Origin of the sequence: Virgisporangium aurantiacum (assembly GCF_016863635.1) — a bacterium.
Lineage (GTDB): Bacteria > Actinomycetota > Actinomycetes > Mycobacteriales > Micromonosporaceae > Virgisporangium > Virgisporangium aurantiacum.
Window position 1 is genome coordinate 96,659 of sequence record NZ_BOPG01000024.1, and the last position, 17,018, is coordinate 113,676.

Annotated in this window: 16 protein-coding genes; 10 read left to right on the forward strand and 6 right to left on the reverse strand. The window is 72.9% G+C overall.

Going from position 1 to position 17,018, the window contains the following annotated elements:
- The first annotated feature begins 59 nt into the window (after positions 1–59).
- Genes Vau01_RS18985 through Vau01_RS19005 form a run of 5 tightly spaced genes read left to right on the forward strand, consistent with a single transcriptional unit; the run spans position 60 to position 5,529 of the window.
- Positions 60–1,319, forward strand: a complete 1,260-nt coding sequence (locus Vau01_RS18985; RefSeq protein ID WP_203994392.1) for an amino acid ABC transporter substrate-binding protein — start codon at positions 60–62, stop codon at positions 1,317–1,319.
- 1 nt (position 1,320) lies between these two features.
- Positions 1,321–2,190 carry a branched-chain amino acid ABC transporter permease gene (locus tag Vau01_RS18990; protein ID WP_203994394.1) on the forward strand — a complete coding sequence of 290 codons (870 nt, stop codon included), beginning with the start codon at positions 1,321–1,323 and terminating at the stop codon, positions 2,188–2,190.
- Positions 2,187–4,076 (forward strand): branched-chain amino acid ABC transporter ATP-binding protein/permease, encoded by a 1,890-nt coding sequence (locus Vau01_RS18995; protein WP_203994396.1) that lies wholly within the window; start codon positions 2,187–2,189, stop codon positions 4,074–4,076. The genes Vau01_RS18990 and Vau01_RS18995 overlap by 4 nt, the downstream gene beginning before the upstream one ends.
- On the forward strand, positions 4,069–4,773 hold the full coding sequence (locus tag Vau01_RS19000) for an ABC transporter ATP-binding protein (RefSeq protein ID WP_203994398.1): 705 nt from the start codon (positions 4,069–4,071) through the stop codon (positions 4,771–4,773). Before Vau01_RS18995 ends, Vau01_RS19000 begins: the two co-directional genes overlap by 8 nt.
- Positions 4,774–4,815: 42 nt before the next feature.
- Positions 4,816–5,529 carry a sulfite exporter TauE/SafE family protein gene (locus Vau01_RS19005; protein ID WP_239151702.1) on the forward strand — a complete coding sequence of 238 codons (714 nt, stop codon included), beginning with the start codon at positions 4,816–4,818 and terminating at the stop codon, positions 5,527–5,529.
- 22 nt (positions 5,530–5,551) lie between these two features.
- On the opposite strand, the gene pruA is transcribed toward Vau01_RS19005, so the two are convergent.
- On the reverse strand, positions 5,552–7,180 hold the full coding sequence (gene pruA / locus Vau01_RS19010) for an L-glutamate gamma-semialdehyde dehydrogenase (protein WP_203994408.1): 1,629 nt from the start codon (positions 7,178–7,180) through the stop codon (positions 5,552–5,554).
- Between the two features lie 99 nt (positions 7,181–7,279).
- Here pruA and Vau01_RS19015 point away from each other — a divergent pair, with 99 nt between their 5' ends.
- From Vau01_RS19015 to Vau01_RS19025, 3 genes are all read left to right on the forward strand, one after another.
- Complete coding sequence (locus Vau01_RS19015) at positions 7,280–8,299, forward strand: helix-turn-helix domain-containing protein (protein ID WP_203994410.1); 1,020 nt, start codon at positions 7,280–7,282, stop codon at positions 8,297–8,299.
- Between the two features lie 87 nt (positions 8,300–8,386).
- The gene (locus Vau01_RS19020) at positions 8,387–9,508 is read left to right on the forward strand and encodes an NAD(P)/FAD-dependent oxidoreductase (protein ID WP_203994413.1); all 1,122 of its coding nucleotides are present in this window, start codon (positions 8,387–8,389) and stop codon (positions 9,506–9,508) included.
- Positions 9,508–9,951, forward strand: a complete 444-nt coding sequence (locus tag Vau01_RS19025) for a VOC family protein (RefSeq protein ID WP_203994415.1) — start codon at positions 9,508–9,510, stop codon at positions 9,949–9,951. Before Vau01_RS19020 ends, Vau01_RS19025 begins: the two co-directional genes overlap by 1 nt.
- Here the strand turns inward: Vau01_RS19025 and Vau01_RS19030 are convergent.
- The 5 genes from Vau01_RS19030 to Vau01_RS19050 are packed head-to-tail and all read right to left on the reverse strand — an operon-like array spanning position 9,944 to position 15,066.
- A complete protein-coding gene (locus tag Vau01_RS19030; protein WP_203994417.1) occupies positions 9,944–11,077 on the reverse strand; it encodes an acyl-CoA dehydrogenase family protein in 1,134 nt (377 codons plus the stop codon). The two genes, Vau01_RS19025 and Vau01_RS19030, sit on opposite strands and share 8 nt — an antisense overlap.
- Positions 11,074–12,105 (reverse strand): isocitrate/isopropylmalate family dehydrogenase, encoded by a 1,032-nt coding sequence (locus tag Vau01_RS19035; protein ID WP_203994419.1) that lies wholly within the window; start codon positions 12,103–12,105, stop codon positions 11,074–11,076. Before Vau01_RS19035 ends, Vau01_RS19030 begins: the two co-directional genes overlap by 4 nt.
- Positions 12,102–12,935: a DUF6282 family protein gene (locus tag Vau01_RS19040; RefSeq protein ID WP_203994421.1), complete on the reverse strand. Its 834-nt coding sequence runs from the start codon at positions 12,933–12,935 to the stop codon at positions 12,102–12,104. The genes Vau01_RS19035 and Vau01_RS19040 overlap by 4 nt, the downstream gene beginning before the upstream one ends.
- Complete coding sequence (locus tag Vau01_RS19045) at positions 12,920–14,332, reverse strand: AMP-binding protein (RefSeq protein WP_203994422.1); 1,413 nt, start codon at positions 14,330–14,332, stop codon at positions 12,920–12,922. The genes Vau01_RS19040 and Vau01_RS19045 overlap by 16 nt, the downstream gene beginning before the upstream one ends.
- Positions 14,329–15,066 (reverse strand): enoyl-CoA hydratase-related protein, encoded by a 738-nt coding sequence (locus Vau01_RS19050; protein ID WP_203994423.1) that lies wholly within the window; start codon positions 15,064–15,066, stop codon positions 14,329–14,331. Before Vau01_RS19050 ends, Vau01_RS19045 begins: the two co-directional genes overlap by 4 nt.
- 71 nt (positions 15,067–15,137) lie before the next feature.
- Here Vau01_RS19050 and Vau01_RS19055 point away from each other — a divergent pair, with 71 nt between their 5' ends.
- Both Vau01_RS19055 and Vau01_RS19060 read left to right on the forward strand, forming a co-directional pair.
- Complete coding sequence (locus Vau01_RS19055) at positions 15,138–16,046, forward strand: LysR family transcriptional regulator (protein WP_203994424.1); 909 nt, start codon at positions 15,138–15,140, stop codon at positions 16,044–16,046.
- Positions 16,043–17,017, forward strand: a complete 975-nt coding sequence (locus Vau01_RS19060; protein ID WP_203994425.1) for a phosphotransferase enzyme family protein — start codon at positions 16,043–16,045, stop codon at positions 17,015–17,017. The genes Vau01_RS19055 and Vau01_RS19060 overlap by 4 nt, the downstream gene beginning before the upstream one ends.
- The last annotated feature ends 1 nt before the right edge of the window (position 17,018 follow it).

The following is a 17,018-nucleotide window of genomic DNA, read 5'->3' on the forward strand; positions in this document are numbered from 1 at the left end:
CTTACACTCCCGCCCAAGGCTCCTCCCCTCATCCCCAGCACAGGGAAGGGCGGACTGACATGCTGCCCCGCGCGAGACGACTCCTCCCCGCCGCCACCGTCATCCTGCTGCTGGCCACCGCCGCCTGCGAGAGCAAGTCGGCGGACGACGCGGCACCGGCGGCGGCGAGCGGCCAACCGATCACCGTCGGCTCGACGTTGTCGCTCAGCGGCGCGTTCGCGGCCACCGGCGCCATCCACAAGGTCGCCGGCGAGGCGTTCGTCGACCGGATCAACAAGGGCGGCGGCCTGCTCGGCCGTCCGGTGAAGTGGGTGGTGCGCGACGACGAGTCCGACCAGGCGAAGGTGAGCACGCTCTACGAGCAGCTCATCACGCAGGACAAGGTCGACCTGATCATGGGACCGTACGCCACCCCGAACATCCTGTCGGCGATGGCGGTCGCCGCCCGGCACCGGTACGTGCTGCCCCAGCACACCGCCGTGATCGCCCCGCAACTCACGTACGAATGCCAGTTCCCGGGCTGGTCGATCGGCCCGACACCGAACCTCTTCGTCCCCAACCAGTTGTTCGAGGCGGTGGCCTCGCTGCCCACGCCGCCGAAGCGGATCGCGGTGCTCACCAACCAGAACGGCTCCACCGACTTCGTGTCCTACGGCGCCGGCAACAACAAGACCGGCACGGTCTCTATCACCAAGGAGAAGGGGCTCGACCTGGTCCTGGAGATCCGCTACCCGCCGAACACCACCGACTGGGCGCCGATCGCCGCGCGGGTGCGCGACGCGAAACCGGACCTCGTCATCAACAGCGGGATCGGCGTCGACCCGGTGAACCTGCTGCAGGCGATGGCGCAGTTGAGCTACAAACCGCCGTCGATGTTCAGCCTCTTCCCGGCACCCGGCCCGCCGCTCGGGCTCGGCCCGGCGTCGGACGGGCTGCTGTCGGTCACCATCTTCGAACCGAACAAGGCGACCCTCGACAAGCTCGGCCCGACCGCCACCGACATCGTCGCCGACTTCAAGTCCCGTGCGACCGCGGCGAAACTGCCGTACACCGTCTTCGAGACGCAGGCGGCCGCCTCCTGGAACGCGTGGGAGATCCTCACCGGCGGAGTGAAGTCGGCCGGGAAGCTCGACCAGCAGGCGATCTGCGACGCCCTGCACAAGGACGGCGCGGAGACCACGTTCAGCGGCAAGCTGACGTTCGACCCGAAGCAGAACAACTTCTGGCCGACCACCCAGAGCATCAAGCAGATCCAGAACGGCGACTGGGTGACGGTGTGGCCGCGCGACCGCGCCGCCGGCCAGCTCAAGGGCCCGTGAGATGACGATCGCGCAGGCCGCGCTGAGCGGGATCCTGCTCGGTGGCCTGTACGCGCTGATGGCGGCGGGCGTCTCGGTGACGTGGGGAGTGCTGCGCATCATCAACCTGGCGCACTTCGGGTTGATCCTGCTCGGCTCCTACCTCACGTTCGAGCTCGCCTCGGCGTGGAACGTCGACCCTCTCGTGACGCTGGTGGTGAGCGTCCCGGCGATGTTCCTCCTCGGCGGCGCCGCCCAGTGGGCGTTCGACTACCTGAAGATCTCCGAGCTCAACTCGCTGCTGGTGACGTTCGGGCTGCTCATCATCATCGTCCAGGCGGTGAGCAACATCTGGAGCGCCGACTTCCAACGGATGACCGCGACCGTGAACCCGTACGCCACCGGGTCCGTCCACATCGGACGGTTCGTGTTCCCGGTGCCGACGCTGCTCGCGTTCGCCGTGGCGTCGATCGTGATCCTCGGCGCGCATCTGGTGCTACGCCGCACCTTCCTGGGCCGGGCGCTGCGCGCGTACGCCGAGGACCGGCCCATCGCCGCGGCGTTCGGCATCGACCACCGGCGCATCGGCGTGCTGCTCGCCGCCGCGTCGGGTGCCACGGCCGCGATCGCCGGAGCGCTGTTCGCACTCGCGAACGCGCTCACCCCGGCCACCGCGTTCGAGTGGTTCGGCACCGTGTTCGCCGTCGTGATCCTCGGCGGCATCGGGCACCTCGTCGGCACGCTGGCCGCCGGGGTGTTCGTCGGCGCGCTGTCGAGCGTGGTGTCGGTGGTGCTGTCGCCCGCGGCCGCCCCGTTCGTGCTGTTCTCGGCGATCGTGCTGGCGCTGCTGCTGCGTCCGCAAGGGTTGTTCCCGGTGGGGCAGCGCCAGTGACGACGCGCCGGGCTCTGATCGGTTTCCCGGTCGCGATCGCGGTGCTGGCCGCGCTGTCGCTGTACCGGGTCACGCTCGGGATCCCGTTGGCGTACCTGGTTCTGCTCACCAGCATCCTGTTCTGGGTCACGCAGGCGACGAGCTGGAACATCCTGTCGGGCTACAGCGGGTACTTCAGCTTCGGCCAGGCCGCGTACGTGGGCATCGGCGCGTACAGCACGGCCGTGCTGTTCGGCCGGCACGGCGTCAACTTCTACGTGACGGTGGTGGTGGCGGCCGCGCTGAGTGCGGTGCTGGCGCTGGCGATCGGCGCGCTGGCGTTCCGCCTGCGTTCGCTGCGCGGCGAGATCTTCGCGCTGCTGACGCTCGCGGTCCCCTTCATTCTCGCCGCCCTGGCCCGGATCAACACGACGATCGACGGCGGCCAGGGCATCATCGTCAGCGTCCCCGACTTCCCCGCCGGCATCGGCCTGTTCCAGGATTTCCTTTACCTCATCAGCCTTCTCGTCGCCGGCGCGGCGGTCGCGGTGGCGTTCGTGATGCGCCGCACCCGCATCGGCTGGGCGCTGTCGGCCGTGCACGACGCGGAGGACGTCGCCGAGGGCCTGGGCGTGGCGACGTTCCGGTACAAGCTGCGGGCGCTGGTGGCGAGCGCGGTCATCGGCGGCGTGGGCGGCGCGGTGTTCGCGTTGCAGATCGGCTTCGTCGCCGTCGACAGCGTGTTCCACCTGACCGTGCCGTTGTTCGTCATCGTGATCAGCGTGCTCGGCGGCCGCGCCCACTGGATGGGTCCGGTGGCCGGTGCCGTTCTGGTGGTGCTTCTGCAGGACCGGCTCACCGCGTCGGGGCTGGGGGAGTGGCAGCTGATCGTCCTCGGCGCGCTGCTCATCGTCCTCGTCATCATTGCGCCGCAGGGAATCTGGCCCGAACTGAGCGCGCGTCCATTGATCGCGGTCGGCACGGCCGCGGTGGTCACCGCCGCGGTCCGGCTCGCGCTGTCGGTGGATCTGTTGGACGCGTTGCTGGCCGGCCTGTTGACCGCATCCGTCGTCGCGATGGTGCTGAACCGGCGGGCGGGGCCCGCACCGCGCGTCCGGCCCGCGGAGACCGAACACGCCGTCGCCCCCACGGTTCCATCGCCGGTCGACGGTGCCGGTCGGGTGCTGGTCGAGTGCGCGAACGTCGCCAAACACTTCGGTGGCGTGCGCGCGCTCGACGACGTCTCGCTCACCATCCACGAGGGGGAGATCGTCGGCCTCGTCGGTCCGAACGGCTCGGGCAAGTCGACGCTCGTGAGCATCCTCGCCGGCAGCCGGCGCCCGACCGCCGGCCGGCTGATCGTCGAGGGCCGCGACGTCACCGGGTGGCCGCCGCACCGCGTCGCCCACGCGGGAATCGCCCGCACGTACCAGATTCCCCGCCCGTTCACCTCGATGACGGTGCGCGACAACGTCGCCATGGCGGTCATGTTCGGCCGCACGCCGAGGGGTCTCGTCGCCGCGCGCGCCGCGGCCGACCGTCCACTGGAGACGGTGGGCCTGGCACACCTCGCCGACGCCTATCCGGCCGTTCTCAACCTGCACCAGCGGCAACTGCTGGAGATCGCGCGGGCGTTGGCGGCCGACCCGAAGGTGCTGCTGCTCGACGAGGCGCTCGCCGGCCTGAACCCGGTCGAGATCGACAACGCGGTGGCGGTGATCCGGCGGGTGCACGAGTCGGGTGTGGCCATCGTGATCGTGGAACACCTGCTGCGCGTGGTGACGCAACTCGCCACCCGTCTCGTGGTGCTCGACCGCGGCGCCCGGCTCGCCGACGGCGATCCGAAGACGGTCCTCGCCGACCCGGCGGTCGTCCGTGCCTATCTCGGGAAGCGTGCCCATGCTTGAGGTTTCCGGCCTGGACGCCTACTACGGCGACGCGCGGGCGCTGAGCGAGGTCAGCCTGACCGTCCACGATGGAGAGACGGTGGCGGTGATCGGGCCGAACGGTGCCGGCAAGTCGACGCTCGTCAACGCGATCGCCGGGCTGCACCCGCACCGGTCCGGCCGGATCGCCGTCGGCGGAACCGACATCACCGGCGTGCCGGCGCACCGGGTCTGCGAGCACGGCGTGGCCGTGGTGCCCGAGGGCCGGCGGGTGTTCGCGACGATGTCCGTGTACGACAACCTCTGCCTGGGCGCCTACCGCCGGACCGCCCGCGCCGGCCACAAGCAGCGGCTGGACCGCGTCTTCGACGTCTTCCCGCGCCTGCGCCAGCGCGTCACCCAACCCGCCGGCACCCTCAGCGGCGGCGAACAGCAGATGCTCGCGATCGGCCGCGCGCTCATGGCCGGCCCCACCCTGCTGCTGCTCGACGAACCGTCGCTCGGGCTGGCCCCCGTGCTGACCGACGAGGTGTTCGAGGCTCTCGGCGCGGTGGGGGCGCAGGGCGTCAGCGTGCTGCTCGTGGAACAGGACATCGACCGCGCGCTCGACCTGGCCACCCGCACGTACCTGCTCGCCGAGGGGCGGGTCGCCGGCGAGGGCCCGTCGGCCGACCTGCGCGGCAGCGACGAGGTGCGCCGCAGCGTCCTGGGCCTGTAATTCCCGGCGCCGCCGTACGGAGGCGCCGTACGGTGATCGATCGTGACGTTGGTTCTGGCCTGCGCCGCCGCGTTCGTGCTGGCCGTGCTGTCGGCGGTGGCCGGCTTCGGTGGCGGGGCGCTGCTGCTGCCGGTGTTCACCGCGCTGTTCGGCCTGCGCGCCGCCGTGCCGATGCTCACCCTCGCCCAGTTGTCCAGCAACGGCAGCCGCGTGTGGCTCAACCGCCGCGACCTACGCTGGCCCCTCGTGGGCTGGTTCGCCCTCGGCGCCGTCCCCCTTGCCGTGGCCGGCGCGCTGCTGCTGGCCCACGCCCCGCTCGCCCCGCTGAAGCGACTCCTCGGCGTGTTCCTGCTCGCCGTGGTCGCCTGGCGCCGGCTCAACCCCCATCCCCGCAAACCCGCCGACGCGACGTTCGCCGGCATCGGCGCCGCCTCCGGTCTCGGCTCCGCTTTGCTAGGGTCGGTCGGCCCGCTGACCGCGCCGTTCTTCCTCGCCTACGGCCTCACCCGCGCGGCGTACATCGGCACCGAAGCGGCCGCGGCGCTCACCATGCACCTGACCAAGGTCGCCGCCTACGGCGCCGGCGACCTGCTGACGGGCCGCATCCTGCTGTTCGGCGCCGCCCTGACCCCGTCCACGCTGGCGGGCGCGTGGGTCGGCAAGAGGGTGGTGGGCCGGATCAGCGACCGCACCTTCGTGGTGCTGGTCGAGGCCGGCCTCGTGACCGCCGGAGTGCTCTTCCTGGCGGGCTTCTGAGGGCGCTCGTTCACGGTCGCGGTCAGCTGTCCAGGTGGGGGTAGCGGTAGTCGCGGGCCGGGAGGTGGTTGCGCTTGGTGGTGCGGGGGCTGGCGAAGCGGATCATGTTCCACACCGTGCCGGCCTTGTCGTTGGTGCCGGAGGCGCGGGCGCCGCCGAACGGTTGCTGGCCGACCACCGAGCCGGTGGGCTTGTCGTTGACGTAGAAGTTGCCCGCCGTGTAGCGGAGTTCGCGATCGGCGTCGTGGATGGCGTCGGGGTCGGCGGCGAACACGGCTCCGGTCAGGCCGTACGGGGTGGACTCGTCGACCAGGCGCAGGGTGGCGTCCCAGTCTGCGTCGTCGTAGACGTAGGTGGTCAGCACCGGGGCGAACAGTTCCTCGGTGATGAACGGTGAGCGGGGGTCGGTCACCTGGAGCACGGTCGGGTCGACGAACCAGCCCGTCGCGTCATCGGTGTTGCCGCCGACGACCACGGTGCCGTCCGCGCGGGCCTTGGCCAGCGCGGCCGCGTGCTTGGCGTGCTGACGGGCGTTGATGACGGCGCCCACGTAGGTCGAAGCAAGAGTCGGGTCGCCGACGACGACCTGTTCGGTGAGCGCCACGAGCCGGTCGCGCAGCGCGGGCCAGAGGCTGGCCGGAGCGTACAAGCGGGAGGCGGCCGAGCACTTCTGACCCTGGTACTCGTACGCGCCGCGGACGCAGGCGACGGCCAGCGCGTCGAGGTCGGCCGACGGGTGGGCGACGATGAAGTCCTTGCCGCCGGTCTCGCCGACCACGCGGGGGTAGTTGCGGTAGCCGGCGACATTCGCTCCGACGGTGCGCCAGATGTGCTGGAACGTCGCGGTGGAGCCGGTGAAGTGGACGGCGGCGAGGTCGCGGTGGGTCAGCGCCACGTCGCCGATGTCGGGGCCGTGGCCGTAGACGACGTTGATGACGCCGTCGGGCAGCCCCGCCTCGCGGAGCAGTTCCAGCGACAGGTGCGCCACGAGCGATGCGCTCTCGGCCGGCTTCCACACCACCGTGTTGCCCAGCACGGCCGGGCCGAAGGCGAGGTTGTTCATGCAGGTGAAGTTGAACGGCGTCACCGCGAAGACGAAACCTTCGAGGGGACGGTACTCGACCGAGTTCCAACTGCCCGGCAGCGAACCCGGCTGCACGTCGTACATGCGCAGCATGTTCTCCACGTTCGCCCGGATGAAGTCGATCGTCTCGCAGGCTGCGTCGATGTCGGCCTGGTACGTCGTCTTCGACAGTTCGAGCATGGTGGCGGCGTTGAGCCGGTCCCGCCACGGTCCGTGCTCCAGCATGTCGGCGGCGCGAAGGAACGGCGCGGCGCGGTCCTCCCACGGCAGCCGGCCCCACCACGACGCCGCCGCGGTGGCCGCCTCGATCGCCCGCAGCGTCTCGGCCGCACCGGCATGATGCACCTCGCCGAGCTGAACCGCGTGCGCGTGCGGGGTGACGACGGGAGCCCGCCGCCCGGTGCGCACCTCGACGGCGCCGACGCGGTTCGGGATGTCGTAACCGGCCGAGCGCACCTCGTCGAGCGCGGCGGCGGTGGCGGCCCGTTCCGGTGAACCGGATGCGTAGCCGCGGGGTGCGGTCGGGCCGATCGGGAACAGCGCGGTGCGGCCGGCAGGGGTCGTCATGTCGTGAGGGTAGGTACGCCTCCACGCGCGCCGCTTCGGCGGCATCACGGAAGTCCGGCCCGGGTTTTCCTACGATTGTCGAAAGGCGAGGGGGGACGGGTGCCGGACTCGGGGCAGGTGCAGGCCGCGGTGGACCAGCTGGCGGCGACGCTGGGCCATGCCGTGCTGATCGAGGACGGCCGGCACCGGCCGCTGTGGTGGAGCGTCCAGGGCGAGGTGGACACGGTGCGGGCGCACACGATCCTGCAACGCACCGTCGGTCCGGAGGCGGTGGCGCTGGTGGCCCGGATGCGGTTGGCGACCGCGACCGGACCGGTACGCACCCCCGCCGTTCCGGAGGCCGACATGCAGGCCCGCTGGTGCGTGCCGATGCGCGACGGCACCGACCTGCTCGGCTACCTCTGGGTGCTCGACGGCGACGGCACGGTCGCACCGGACCAGCTGCCCGGGCTCGTCGCGTGCGCCGACCTGGCCGCCTCGGTGCTGGCCCGGCAGCGGGCGTCCGATCAGGGACACGAGCGGCGGCGGTCGGCGTTGCTGGCGCGGTTGGCGAAGGGCGCGGACGCCGACGCCGCGACGGAACTGGTCGCCCTGGAGAACCTCGACGCCGACGCGACCGTGGTGGTCTACGGCCCGGCGCGCGCCGGCGGGTGGGGGTTGGGCGCCGGTCTCAGCGTGCATCTCCAACCGGTGCCCGGTGACCCGCCGACGAGCGGCCCGCCGCTGCCGCTGGCCGACCTGCGCCGGGCCGTCGAGCGGGCCGACAGCACGGTCCGGGCGCTGCGGGCCGGCGCGCTATTGCGCACCCCGTCCTGGGACGCGCTCGGTGCCTGGCACCTCGTCGTGGCGGCACCCGCCGACCTGTCGCCGGGCGACATCCACCCGGGCGTGCGGGCGCTGGCGGCGTTGCCCCGCGCCGACCTGCTGACCACGGCCCGCGTCGTGCTCGAACTGGGCGGGGACGTCGCGCGGGCGACCGCCGAACTGCACATCCACCGGACGACGTTGTACTACCGCCTCGACCGGATCGAGGCGGTCGCGGGCGTGGACCTGAAGGCCGGACCCGACCGCGGCGACCTGCTCATGGCGCTGCGCCTCGCGGCCTACCGCGAGGCGTAGCCGTTCGACATTTGTAGCAACGGGACGGCGGTATTTGAGCGTCGGCGCCGAAGCGTCGATGCCCGTCGCGGGCCTACGGTCGCCGGCATGAACACCGCGGACGTCCTCGTCGTCGGCGCCGGTGCCATCGGCGCGAGTTGCGCCCACCACCTGGCCGGGCGCGGCCTGACGGTCGTCGTGGTCGACCGGTTCGACGGGCCGGCCGAGGGGAGCACCGGCCGGTCGTTCGCGTCGATCCGCGCGCAGTGGGCGGATCCGTTGAACATCGAGATGTCGTGGCGCAGCATCCGCGCCTACCGCGACCTCGACGTCGGCTACCGCCCCACCGGGTACCTGTTCCTCGTCCCGGCGGCGGCGTGGGCGGCGCACCTCGCCGCGGTGGACCTGCAACGCGCCCACGGGGTGCCGGTCGACGTCCTCGACGTCGACGCCGCGTCGGCGGTCACGCCGTTCGACGCGGAAGGGGTCGCCGGCGCCACCTGGGGGCCGGCCGACGGCGTCGTCGATCCGCACCTGGCGACGGCCGCCTACCTCGGCCTGGCCCGGGCGCGCGGCGCGGCCGTGCGGTTCCGCCACGAGGTGACGGCGATCGCGCCGGACGGCGACGGCTGGCGGGTCGAGGCCGGCGGCGAGCTTTTCCGCGTGCGGTACGTGGTGAACGCGGCCGGTGGCTGGGCGGGGGAGGTGGCGGCGCTCGCCGGGCTGCGGGTGCCGGTCGTCCACTCGCGCCGCAACATCTACGCGACCGCGCCGGACGCCCTCCCGACGACGCTGCCGATGACCATCGACCTCGGCTCCGGCGTCTACGTCCGCAGCGAGGGCGACCGCCTCCTGTTCGGCGGCGCCCGCCCCGACGAGCCCGACGGCTACCGCCTCGACGTGGACTGGCCGTGGATGGAGGGCCTGCTGGAGCGCGCGGTGGCGCGGTTCCCGTGGCTGGCGGACCTGCCGCTGGACCGGACGGCGTGCTGGGCCGGCACCTACGAGAACACCCCCGACCACCACGGCATCCTCGGCGCCGACCCGACCGCGCCGACGTGGGTCAACGCCTGCGGCTTCTCCGGCCACGGCCTGATGCAGGCACCCGAGATCGGACGGCTGGCCGCCGAACAGGTGGCCACCGGCGGGATCGACAGCCTCGACGTGACACCGTTGCGTCTGGACCGCTTCGCCGACGCGACGGCGACGAACGTGGAGTTGGTGTTCTGATGAGCGAGACGCCGTTCCGGCACCTGCACCACATCTGCATCGTCGTGCGCGACCTCGACCGCGCCGTCGCCGGCTACGAGTCGATGGGCGTCGGCCCGTGGCAGGACTACCCACCCCTGACCGAGTACCGCACCCTCGAACACCCCGATCCGGAGGCGTTCCGGGGGCTGCGGTACAAGTTCGTGAACCTCGACAACGTCCAGTTGCAGTTGTGCCAACCGCCGGAGCGCGACTGCGCCCAGCGCCGGTTCCTCGACGCCCACGGCGAGGGCGTGTACCACCTCGGTTTCGAGGACGACCTCGATGACGCCGAACGGTCCGCGCACACGCTCGGCCTGACCGTGACGGCGAAGGGCCGACGCGACAACGGTTCCGGCTTCGTCTACTTCGACACCCACGACCGCGGGGGTGTCACGCTGATGGCCCGCCGCACGGTCAGCTGACCGCCCTGAGCAACGACTTCGCGATCGTGTTCTTCAGGATCTCGGCCGAGCCGCCCGCGACCTCGTACGCCTTGGCGTCGCGGAAGTAGCGGCCGAACGGGGCGGTCTCCTGCGTGCCGTGCGCGCCGCACACCTGCACCGCCATCCCGGCGACGCGGGTGGCCAGCGCGGCGGCGAGCAGTTTGGCCGCCGAGGAGGTTCGCTGGTAGTCGCCGCCGGTGTCCAGGTCGTCGGCGGCCTGGTAGCAGACGAGGCGGGCGGCGTCGATCTCGGCGGCGGCCTCGGCGAAGTACCACTGGATGCCCTGGAAGTCGAAGATCTTCCCGCCGAACGCCTCCCGCTGCCGCACGTACGCGAACGCGTCGTCGAACGCCGCCCTCGCGATGCCGAGCGAGATGCCGGCCGCGAGCGTGCGGCTGTTGGACAGCGTCACCATCGCCTGCTTCAGGCCCTTGCCCTCGACGCCGATCAGCGCGTCGACCGGCACCTCGACCTCGTCGAGCACCAGGTTCACGTGCGGGCCGTTGCGCAGCCCGAACGTCTCCGCCTCGCGGGTCTCCCTGGTGGACACTCCGGGAGCGTCCCGGTCGACGGCGAACGCGGACACGCCCACGTCGGTCTCGGCGAGCACGACGAAGAACTCCGCCCGGGAGCCGGACGTGATGAAAGCCTTCTCGCCGACGATGACCCAGCCGGCGTCGCTGCGCCGCGCCTTCGTGTCGAGGGACCGGATGTCGCTGCCGCGCCCGCCCTCGGTCAGCGCGTACGACGCCCGCAGACCCTGGGCGTAGCGGGGAAGGACGCGTTCCTTCAGGCTCTCCGACCCGTACAGTTCGATGATCTTGCTGCTCTGCAGGATCGTGATGAGCGAGACGCCGAGGCTGGCGCTGCCCGCACCCAGTTCCTCGAAGACCGCGAGGGCGTCGCGCATCGGCGCGCCCTGCCCGCCGTACCGGGTCGGCAGCGTCATCGTGTTCCAGCCCCGGGCGGCGGTCTGCGCGACGAGGTCGACCGGGTAGACGTCCCGGGTGTCGATGTCGGCGGCCACCGGGCGCACCACGGTCTCGGCGAACTCGCGGGCCGGCGCCGCCACCGACTCGTCGGCCAGGTATCTCCACAGCGTCATGTCAGCTCTCCCAGCACGAGGGCGTTGAACTCGTCCATGCCGACGGGGTCGGCGCCGGCCAGGTCGTAGGTGCGCACACCGCGCGCGTGCACGTCGGCGAGCGCGGCCCGGATCCGCGCCGACATCCGGTACGGGCGCAGGTCTTCGCACCAGTCGAGCAGCGCGGCCAGCGCGAGCCACGCACCGGTCGGATTGGACCGGCGGGAACCGGTCCGGTGCGGCGACGACCCGTGCGCCGGCTCGAACAAGGCAGACAGCCCGCGCCCGCGCGACGGGTTGATGGTGGCCGAGCCGCACAGGGCCGGCGAGCCGGCGCGGGCGCACACGACGTCGGACAGGATGTCGCCGAAGATCCCCTCGGTGGCGATGACGGCCGGCAACTCGTCGAACCGGACCAGTTCGTAGGCGGCCCGGTCGACGTTGACGTTGTCGAACTTCACGCCGCGCTCGGCCGCGACCACCGTCGCCAGCGACCGCCACAGCCGCGAGGTCGCGAACACGCTCGCCTTGTCGACGCTGATCGCCCGCCGTCCGGGAACCGCATGCTCCGCGGCGAGTTCCAACACCTCCCGCACCCGCTCGGGCCGCAGCACGATCTGGTCGACCGCCGGGCCGACGCCGTCGCTCTCGGTGCGCCGGCTCGGGTCGGCGTACGCGCCGCCGGTGATGTTGCGGACGATGGTGACGTCGTCGACGCCGGGAACCCACACGGTCCGGACGCTGATCCGCAGGTCGAAAATGTGCCGGAGTTCGATGAGCGCGGCCTCGGGGTTCGGGCAGTCAGCCGCCGGCACACCGGGATGCGTGCCGACGGCGCCGCTGAGGACCACGTCGGCCGCGCGGCAGGCGTCGACGGTCCGCGGCGGCAGGATCGAGCCGGTCTCCGCCCAGCCCGACGTCCCGTACGGCCACGGGCCGGTCAGCGTCACCGGCGCGCCGTCGGCGGCCATGCGGCGCAGCAGGTCCAGCGGCCCGTCGAGGATCTCCCGGCCGATGCCGTCGCCGGGCAGCAGCGCGATGGTCGTCACGTGAGTAGCTCCCGGCCGTTCGTCGCGGTGATCGCGTGCGCGGCGTCTGCGCCGGCCCGCCGTTCCAGCGAACGCAGCCAGGCCGGCATCGCCTGGGCGGGCGTGGGGTGGTGGGCGTGGCCGAGGTCGGCGCCGAACACCAGCAGCGCGGTCGGGTACTCGTCGACGAGGTCGACGCTGGCCGCGCCCGGGCCGCTGAGGATGTCGGGCAGGATGCCGAGTTCGAGGCGCGCGTCCAGCGTCCGCAGCGCGATCCCCGCAGCGGGATGCCAGCCGAGGAACGGCATCTTCGGGTGGTTCACCAGCAACCGGGTCACCCCACGGGCGCGGGCCGCGGTGAACAGCACCACGGTCTCGGCGGCGGAGAGGTGACCGCTGGCGAGCACCAGATCGTGGGCCGCGACGACGTCGAGCACGTCGTACCACTCGGGACGCAGCGCGCCGTCGGTGACGACGTCGACGCGGCGCAGCCGGAAACCCTGGTGCACGCTCAGTTCCGGCCGTTCGGCGCCGGCCTGGTGGGTGGCCGAGGAGACCGTGGGCATCCACACGATCCGGCCGCCGAGCCGCGCGGCGACCTCGACCGCGTCGGGGTTCGCGCCGCCGACGGGACTGTTGAGCACGATGCCGCCGTGTACACCGGCAACGACCGCACGCTCCACAGTGGACCCTTCGTGCGACTTCAGCACGACGGTCGAGAAGCCGAGCGCCCGTTCTGCGGCGACGGTTTCGGCGTCGGTACCGTGCCGGGGGAGCAGGCTCGGCGACGCGTGCGCGTGCAGATCGACCATGTCGATGGCCCAGTCGGGCAGCGTCACAGGGCCGTCCACGAGAGCACCTCCTGGCCGTCCAGCAGCCGGCGCTGCACCTTGCCCGCGGCCGCGTCGCGGGGGATGGCGCGCACCTGCGCGACGCGGGCCGGACGCATGAACCCGGGCAGCGTGGCCGCGACCGCCCGGATCGCGTCGACCGGCACCGGTTCGGCGACCACGTAGAGAACGGCGTCGTCGTCGACGAGGTCGCCCGGTGTCTTCCACAGCGCGAGATCGGTCAGCTGCGCGAGCGTCCCGAATCGCTCTTCCACGAACGGGATCGGCACGAACTCGCCCTTGACCCGGATCGACTCCGCGGCCCGTTCGAGGAACACCAGACCGCCGGCCGCGCCATGGGAGGAGTCGCGGCGGCCGAGGTCGCCGGTGGCGAACCAGCCCTCGGCGTCGGTCGCGCTGTTGAGGACGCCGTGCGCGTAGTAGCCGGCGAACAACGTGCCCGGTTCCCTTTCCCGCACGAGGATCTGGCCGTCCACGACGCGATCGTCCACATCGGACCGTGGCAGACCGCCGTACCGGCTGGCGTTCGCCGGGATGTCGTCGCCGAGCCGCCACCGGTGCAGGTGGCTCACCCCGGCCGCCTCCGTCGACCCGTAGCCCGAGACCGCGAGCGGGATGCCGAAGCGGGACACGAACTCGGCGTCGGCGTAGAACATCGTCCGCACCCGGTGCCCCGCCGCGTCGGCCGCAGTCGTGGACCGCTTGAGGATCTCGACCGGCGGCGCGTGCAACGCCAACGCCGTCACCCCGTGCTCGCGAACGGCGGGCCAGAAGCCGCGCGCGGAGAACCGGTCGACGGTCAGCGCGTCGGCGCCGGCGGTGAGCGCGCCGACGATGCCGTACCCGAGCGGGTTGATGTGGAACAGCGGCAGCGGGGCCAGCATCCGGTCGGCGGCGGTCAGGCCGAGCGCGTCGGCGACCGCGCGGCCGAGGCGCAGGAAGTAGCTGTGCGTCTGCGCGCAGAACTTCGGGACGCCGGTGGTGCCGGAGGTGTGCATGAACGAGGCGATGTCGAACCGGTCGGCGTCGAGGCCGGGCGAGGCCTCGACCTCAAGATCGGGCCAGTCCGCGACCGTGTCGGGCACCTCGGTGACGACGAACGCCGGGTCCAGGTGGTCGAGCATCGTGGCGAGCAGGTCCTCCGGGTACGTCGGGTTGACCAGCGCCACCGGCGTTCCCGCGAGCAGGCACGCCATCCACACGACGAGGTAGTCGGTCGAACTCGGCGCGACGACGGCCACCCGGTCACCCGGACGCAGTCCACGGTCCCGCAGCGCCCGGGCGCCGCCGGCGGCCCGCCGCAGCGCGTCGGAAAGCTCGAGCTGCCGGTCGACCGTTCCGATCCGCAGGTCCGGGCGCTCGGCCGCCCGCGCAATGAGCAATTGCGAAAGGTTCATCGGGCCGCTTTCCGGGTGAGCGACCACATCTGCCGGGCGCGTTCGACCTCGGTCGCGGCCGACCACGCGTCGACGCCCGACGTGGTCAGCTGGAGGCTGGTCTTCAGCGCCCGGGCGAGCTCCGGATCGGCCCGCAGCGGGGCCGCCGCCGCGTCCACGAGCGCGTCGAGGTCGCCGTCGGCCGCGACGTCCCAGATCAGCCCGGCGGCCTTGGCCTCCAGAGCGGTGAGCGGACACGCGAACACCCCGAGCGCGGCGGCCGCCTGCCGGCCCGCCGTCCGGGCCAGCAGGTGCAGGTGGCCGCCGCCGGGATGGATGCCGATGGCCGCGAAGCCGGAGATCAACCGGGCGCCGGGCGCGGCGAGCCGCAGGTCGGTCGCCAGGGCCAGGTTCAGCCCGGCGCCGACGGCGGCACCCTCGATCCGGGCGATCGTCGGCACGGCGAGCCGTCCGACCCGCTCGAACGCCCGGTAGACGGCGCCCAGCTCGTCGTACATCCGGTCGGCGGGCGCGTCCGCGAGGGCGGCCAGCGTGCCGCGGGCGGCGCCCGAGCAGAACGCGCCGCCGGCGCCGGTGATCACCGCGACGCCCACCGTGGCGTCGGCGTCGACCGCGGCGCAGGCGTCGACGAGCGCTTGGGCGCTGGCCCCGTCGAGCGCGTTGCGGGTGGTCGGGCCGTCGAGCGTGATCCGGGCCAGGCCGGCGTCCACCGCCAGGGTCACCGTGGTCGTCATGGTCAAAATGCTTCGGGACCGCGAGCAGTAAGGGAAGAACGACTTCGCACACCCAGCGATAAGCTGACCTTATGTCTCTGAGCTCGGGTCAGCTCGCGCTGCTCGTCGAGATCCAGCGCACCGGCAGCCTGGCCCGGGCCGCGCTCACGCTCGCCGTCAGCCCGCCCGCGGTGTCACAGCAACTGGCCCGCCTGGAGCGGGACGTCGGCGCCCCGCTCGTCGAACGCGGCGCCCGCGGCGCCCGGCTCACCCGGCTGGGCGAGCGGCTGGCCGTGCACGGGACGCGGGTGGCCGACGAACTGCGCCGGGCCGAGGAGACCGCGGCCGACTTCATCGGCGTCCACCGCAACCGCCTCCGGGTCGGCGCCCCCGCGTCGGTGACCTACCGGCTGCTGCCCGACGTGCTCGCCGCGATCCGGTTCCGGTTCCCGGCGGCCGAGCTGTCGGTGGACGACATCCTGTCCGACGCGGGTCCCGGGCTCGTCGCCGACGGCGCGCTCGACCTGGCCGTCTCCGCGAGCTACGGCAGCCTGCCCACCGTCGACGCGGTCACCACCCACCGGATCCTCGCCGACCCGATGCTCGTCGTCCTGCCCGACACCCACCCGCTCAGCGGGGAAACGGGTCCCCTCGACCTGGCCGACCTCGCCGACGAGCCCTGGGCCAGCGGGCCACCGGGACGCCCGTCGCGGACCCAGCTCGACGTCGCCGCCGCCGACCGCGGGTTCGTCCCGCACGTGCCGTTCCAGACCGAGTCGTACGACGTCGCGCAGGCCCTCACCCAGGCCGGCGTCGCCGTCTCGCTGATCCCGCGCCTCGCCCTGACCCACCGGCCGGGCACCCGGGCCCGGCCGACCGCCGCCGGGCTGGTCCGAGACGTCGTCGCGATCGTCCCGGCCAGCCACGACCACGTCCCGCTCGCCGACGTGCTGCTGGGCCACCTCGGCGAGGTCGCCCTGAGCCAGGGCGCGCGGCGATGATGCCGCTCGCGCAGATCCACCGGCTCGCCCGGACGGTGGACGACGAGCGGCGCAGCCCGGTCGCCGACACGGTGGCGGCGGCGTGGGGCCATCCACCCGGGGCGGCCCGGCTGCGGCGCTCCAGCGCGAGTCACGTCTTCGCGGTGCCGACCGCCGGCGTCTACCTCCGGTTCGTCCCGGCGACCCACCGGCCCCTCGGCGCGGTGACCGCCGTCGCGCGGCTGATGGACACCCTCAGCAGGCGTGGACTGGCCGTGGTGGCGCCGGTCCCGGCGATGTCCGGCGCGCTGGTCGAGACCGTCGCCACCGCCATCGGCGACGTCCACGCCACCGCCGTGACGGCCGCGCCGGGCGGCGAGATCGAGGTCGACGCGCTCACCACGACCAGGGCCGCACACTGGGGCGCCGCCCTCGCCCGGCTGCACCGCGACGGCGGCGACGCGGCCGTGCGGCTACCCGGGCCGTTCCCGGAACTGGCCCGGGTGGCGACCACGTTCCCGGACGATCCGGAGTTCGGGTCCGCCGCCGACCGGATCGCGCGGGCCCTCGCCGCCCTCCCCAGGGACGCGGACCGGTTCGGAACCGTGCACGGCGACTTCGAGCTCGACAACGTGAGCTGGGACGCGGAAAGGGCCGTCGCCTTCGACTTCGACGAGGCGGCCCACTCCTGGTACCTGGCCGACATCGCGTTCGCGGTCCGCGACCTGGCCTCGCTACCGTCCGGCGAGCAGGAACTGTTCGCGGCGTTCCTGACCGGCTACCGGCAGGTCCGTCCGCTGCCGGCGGCCGACCTCGCGCACCTGCCGCTGTTCACCGCCGCGAATGCCGCCTGCTCCGCGGTGCGCGCCCGATCGGCCGTCGACCCCGCCCGGCCCGACGACCCACCCTGGCTGACCCGGCTCCGCGCGAACGTCCACGCCCATGCGGCCGGCCAACGCGCGATCGCCGTCGCCGGGTACACCTCGCCGTGAG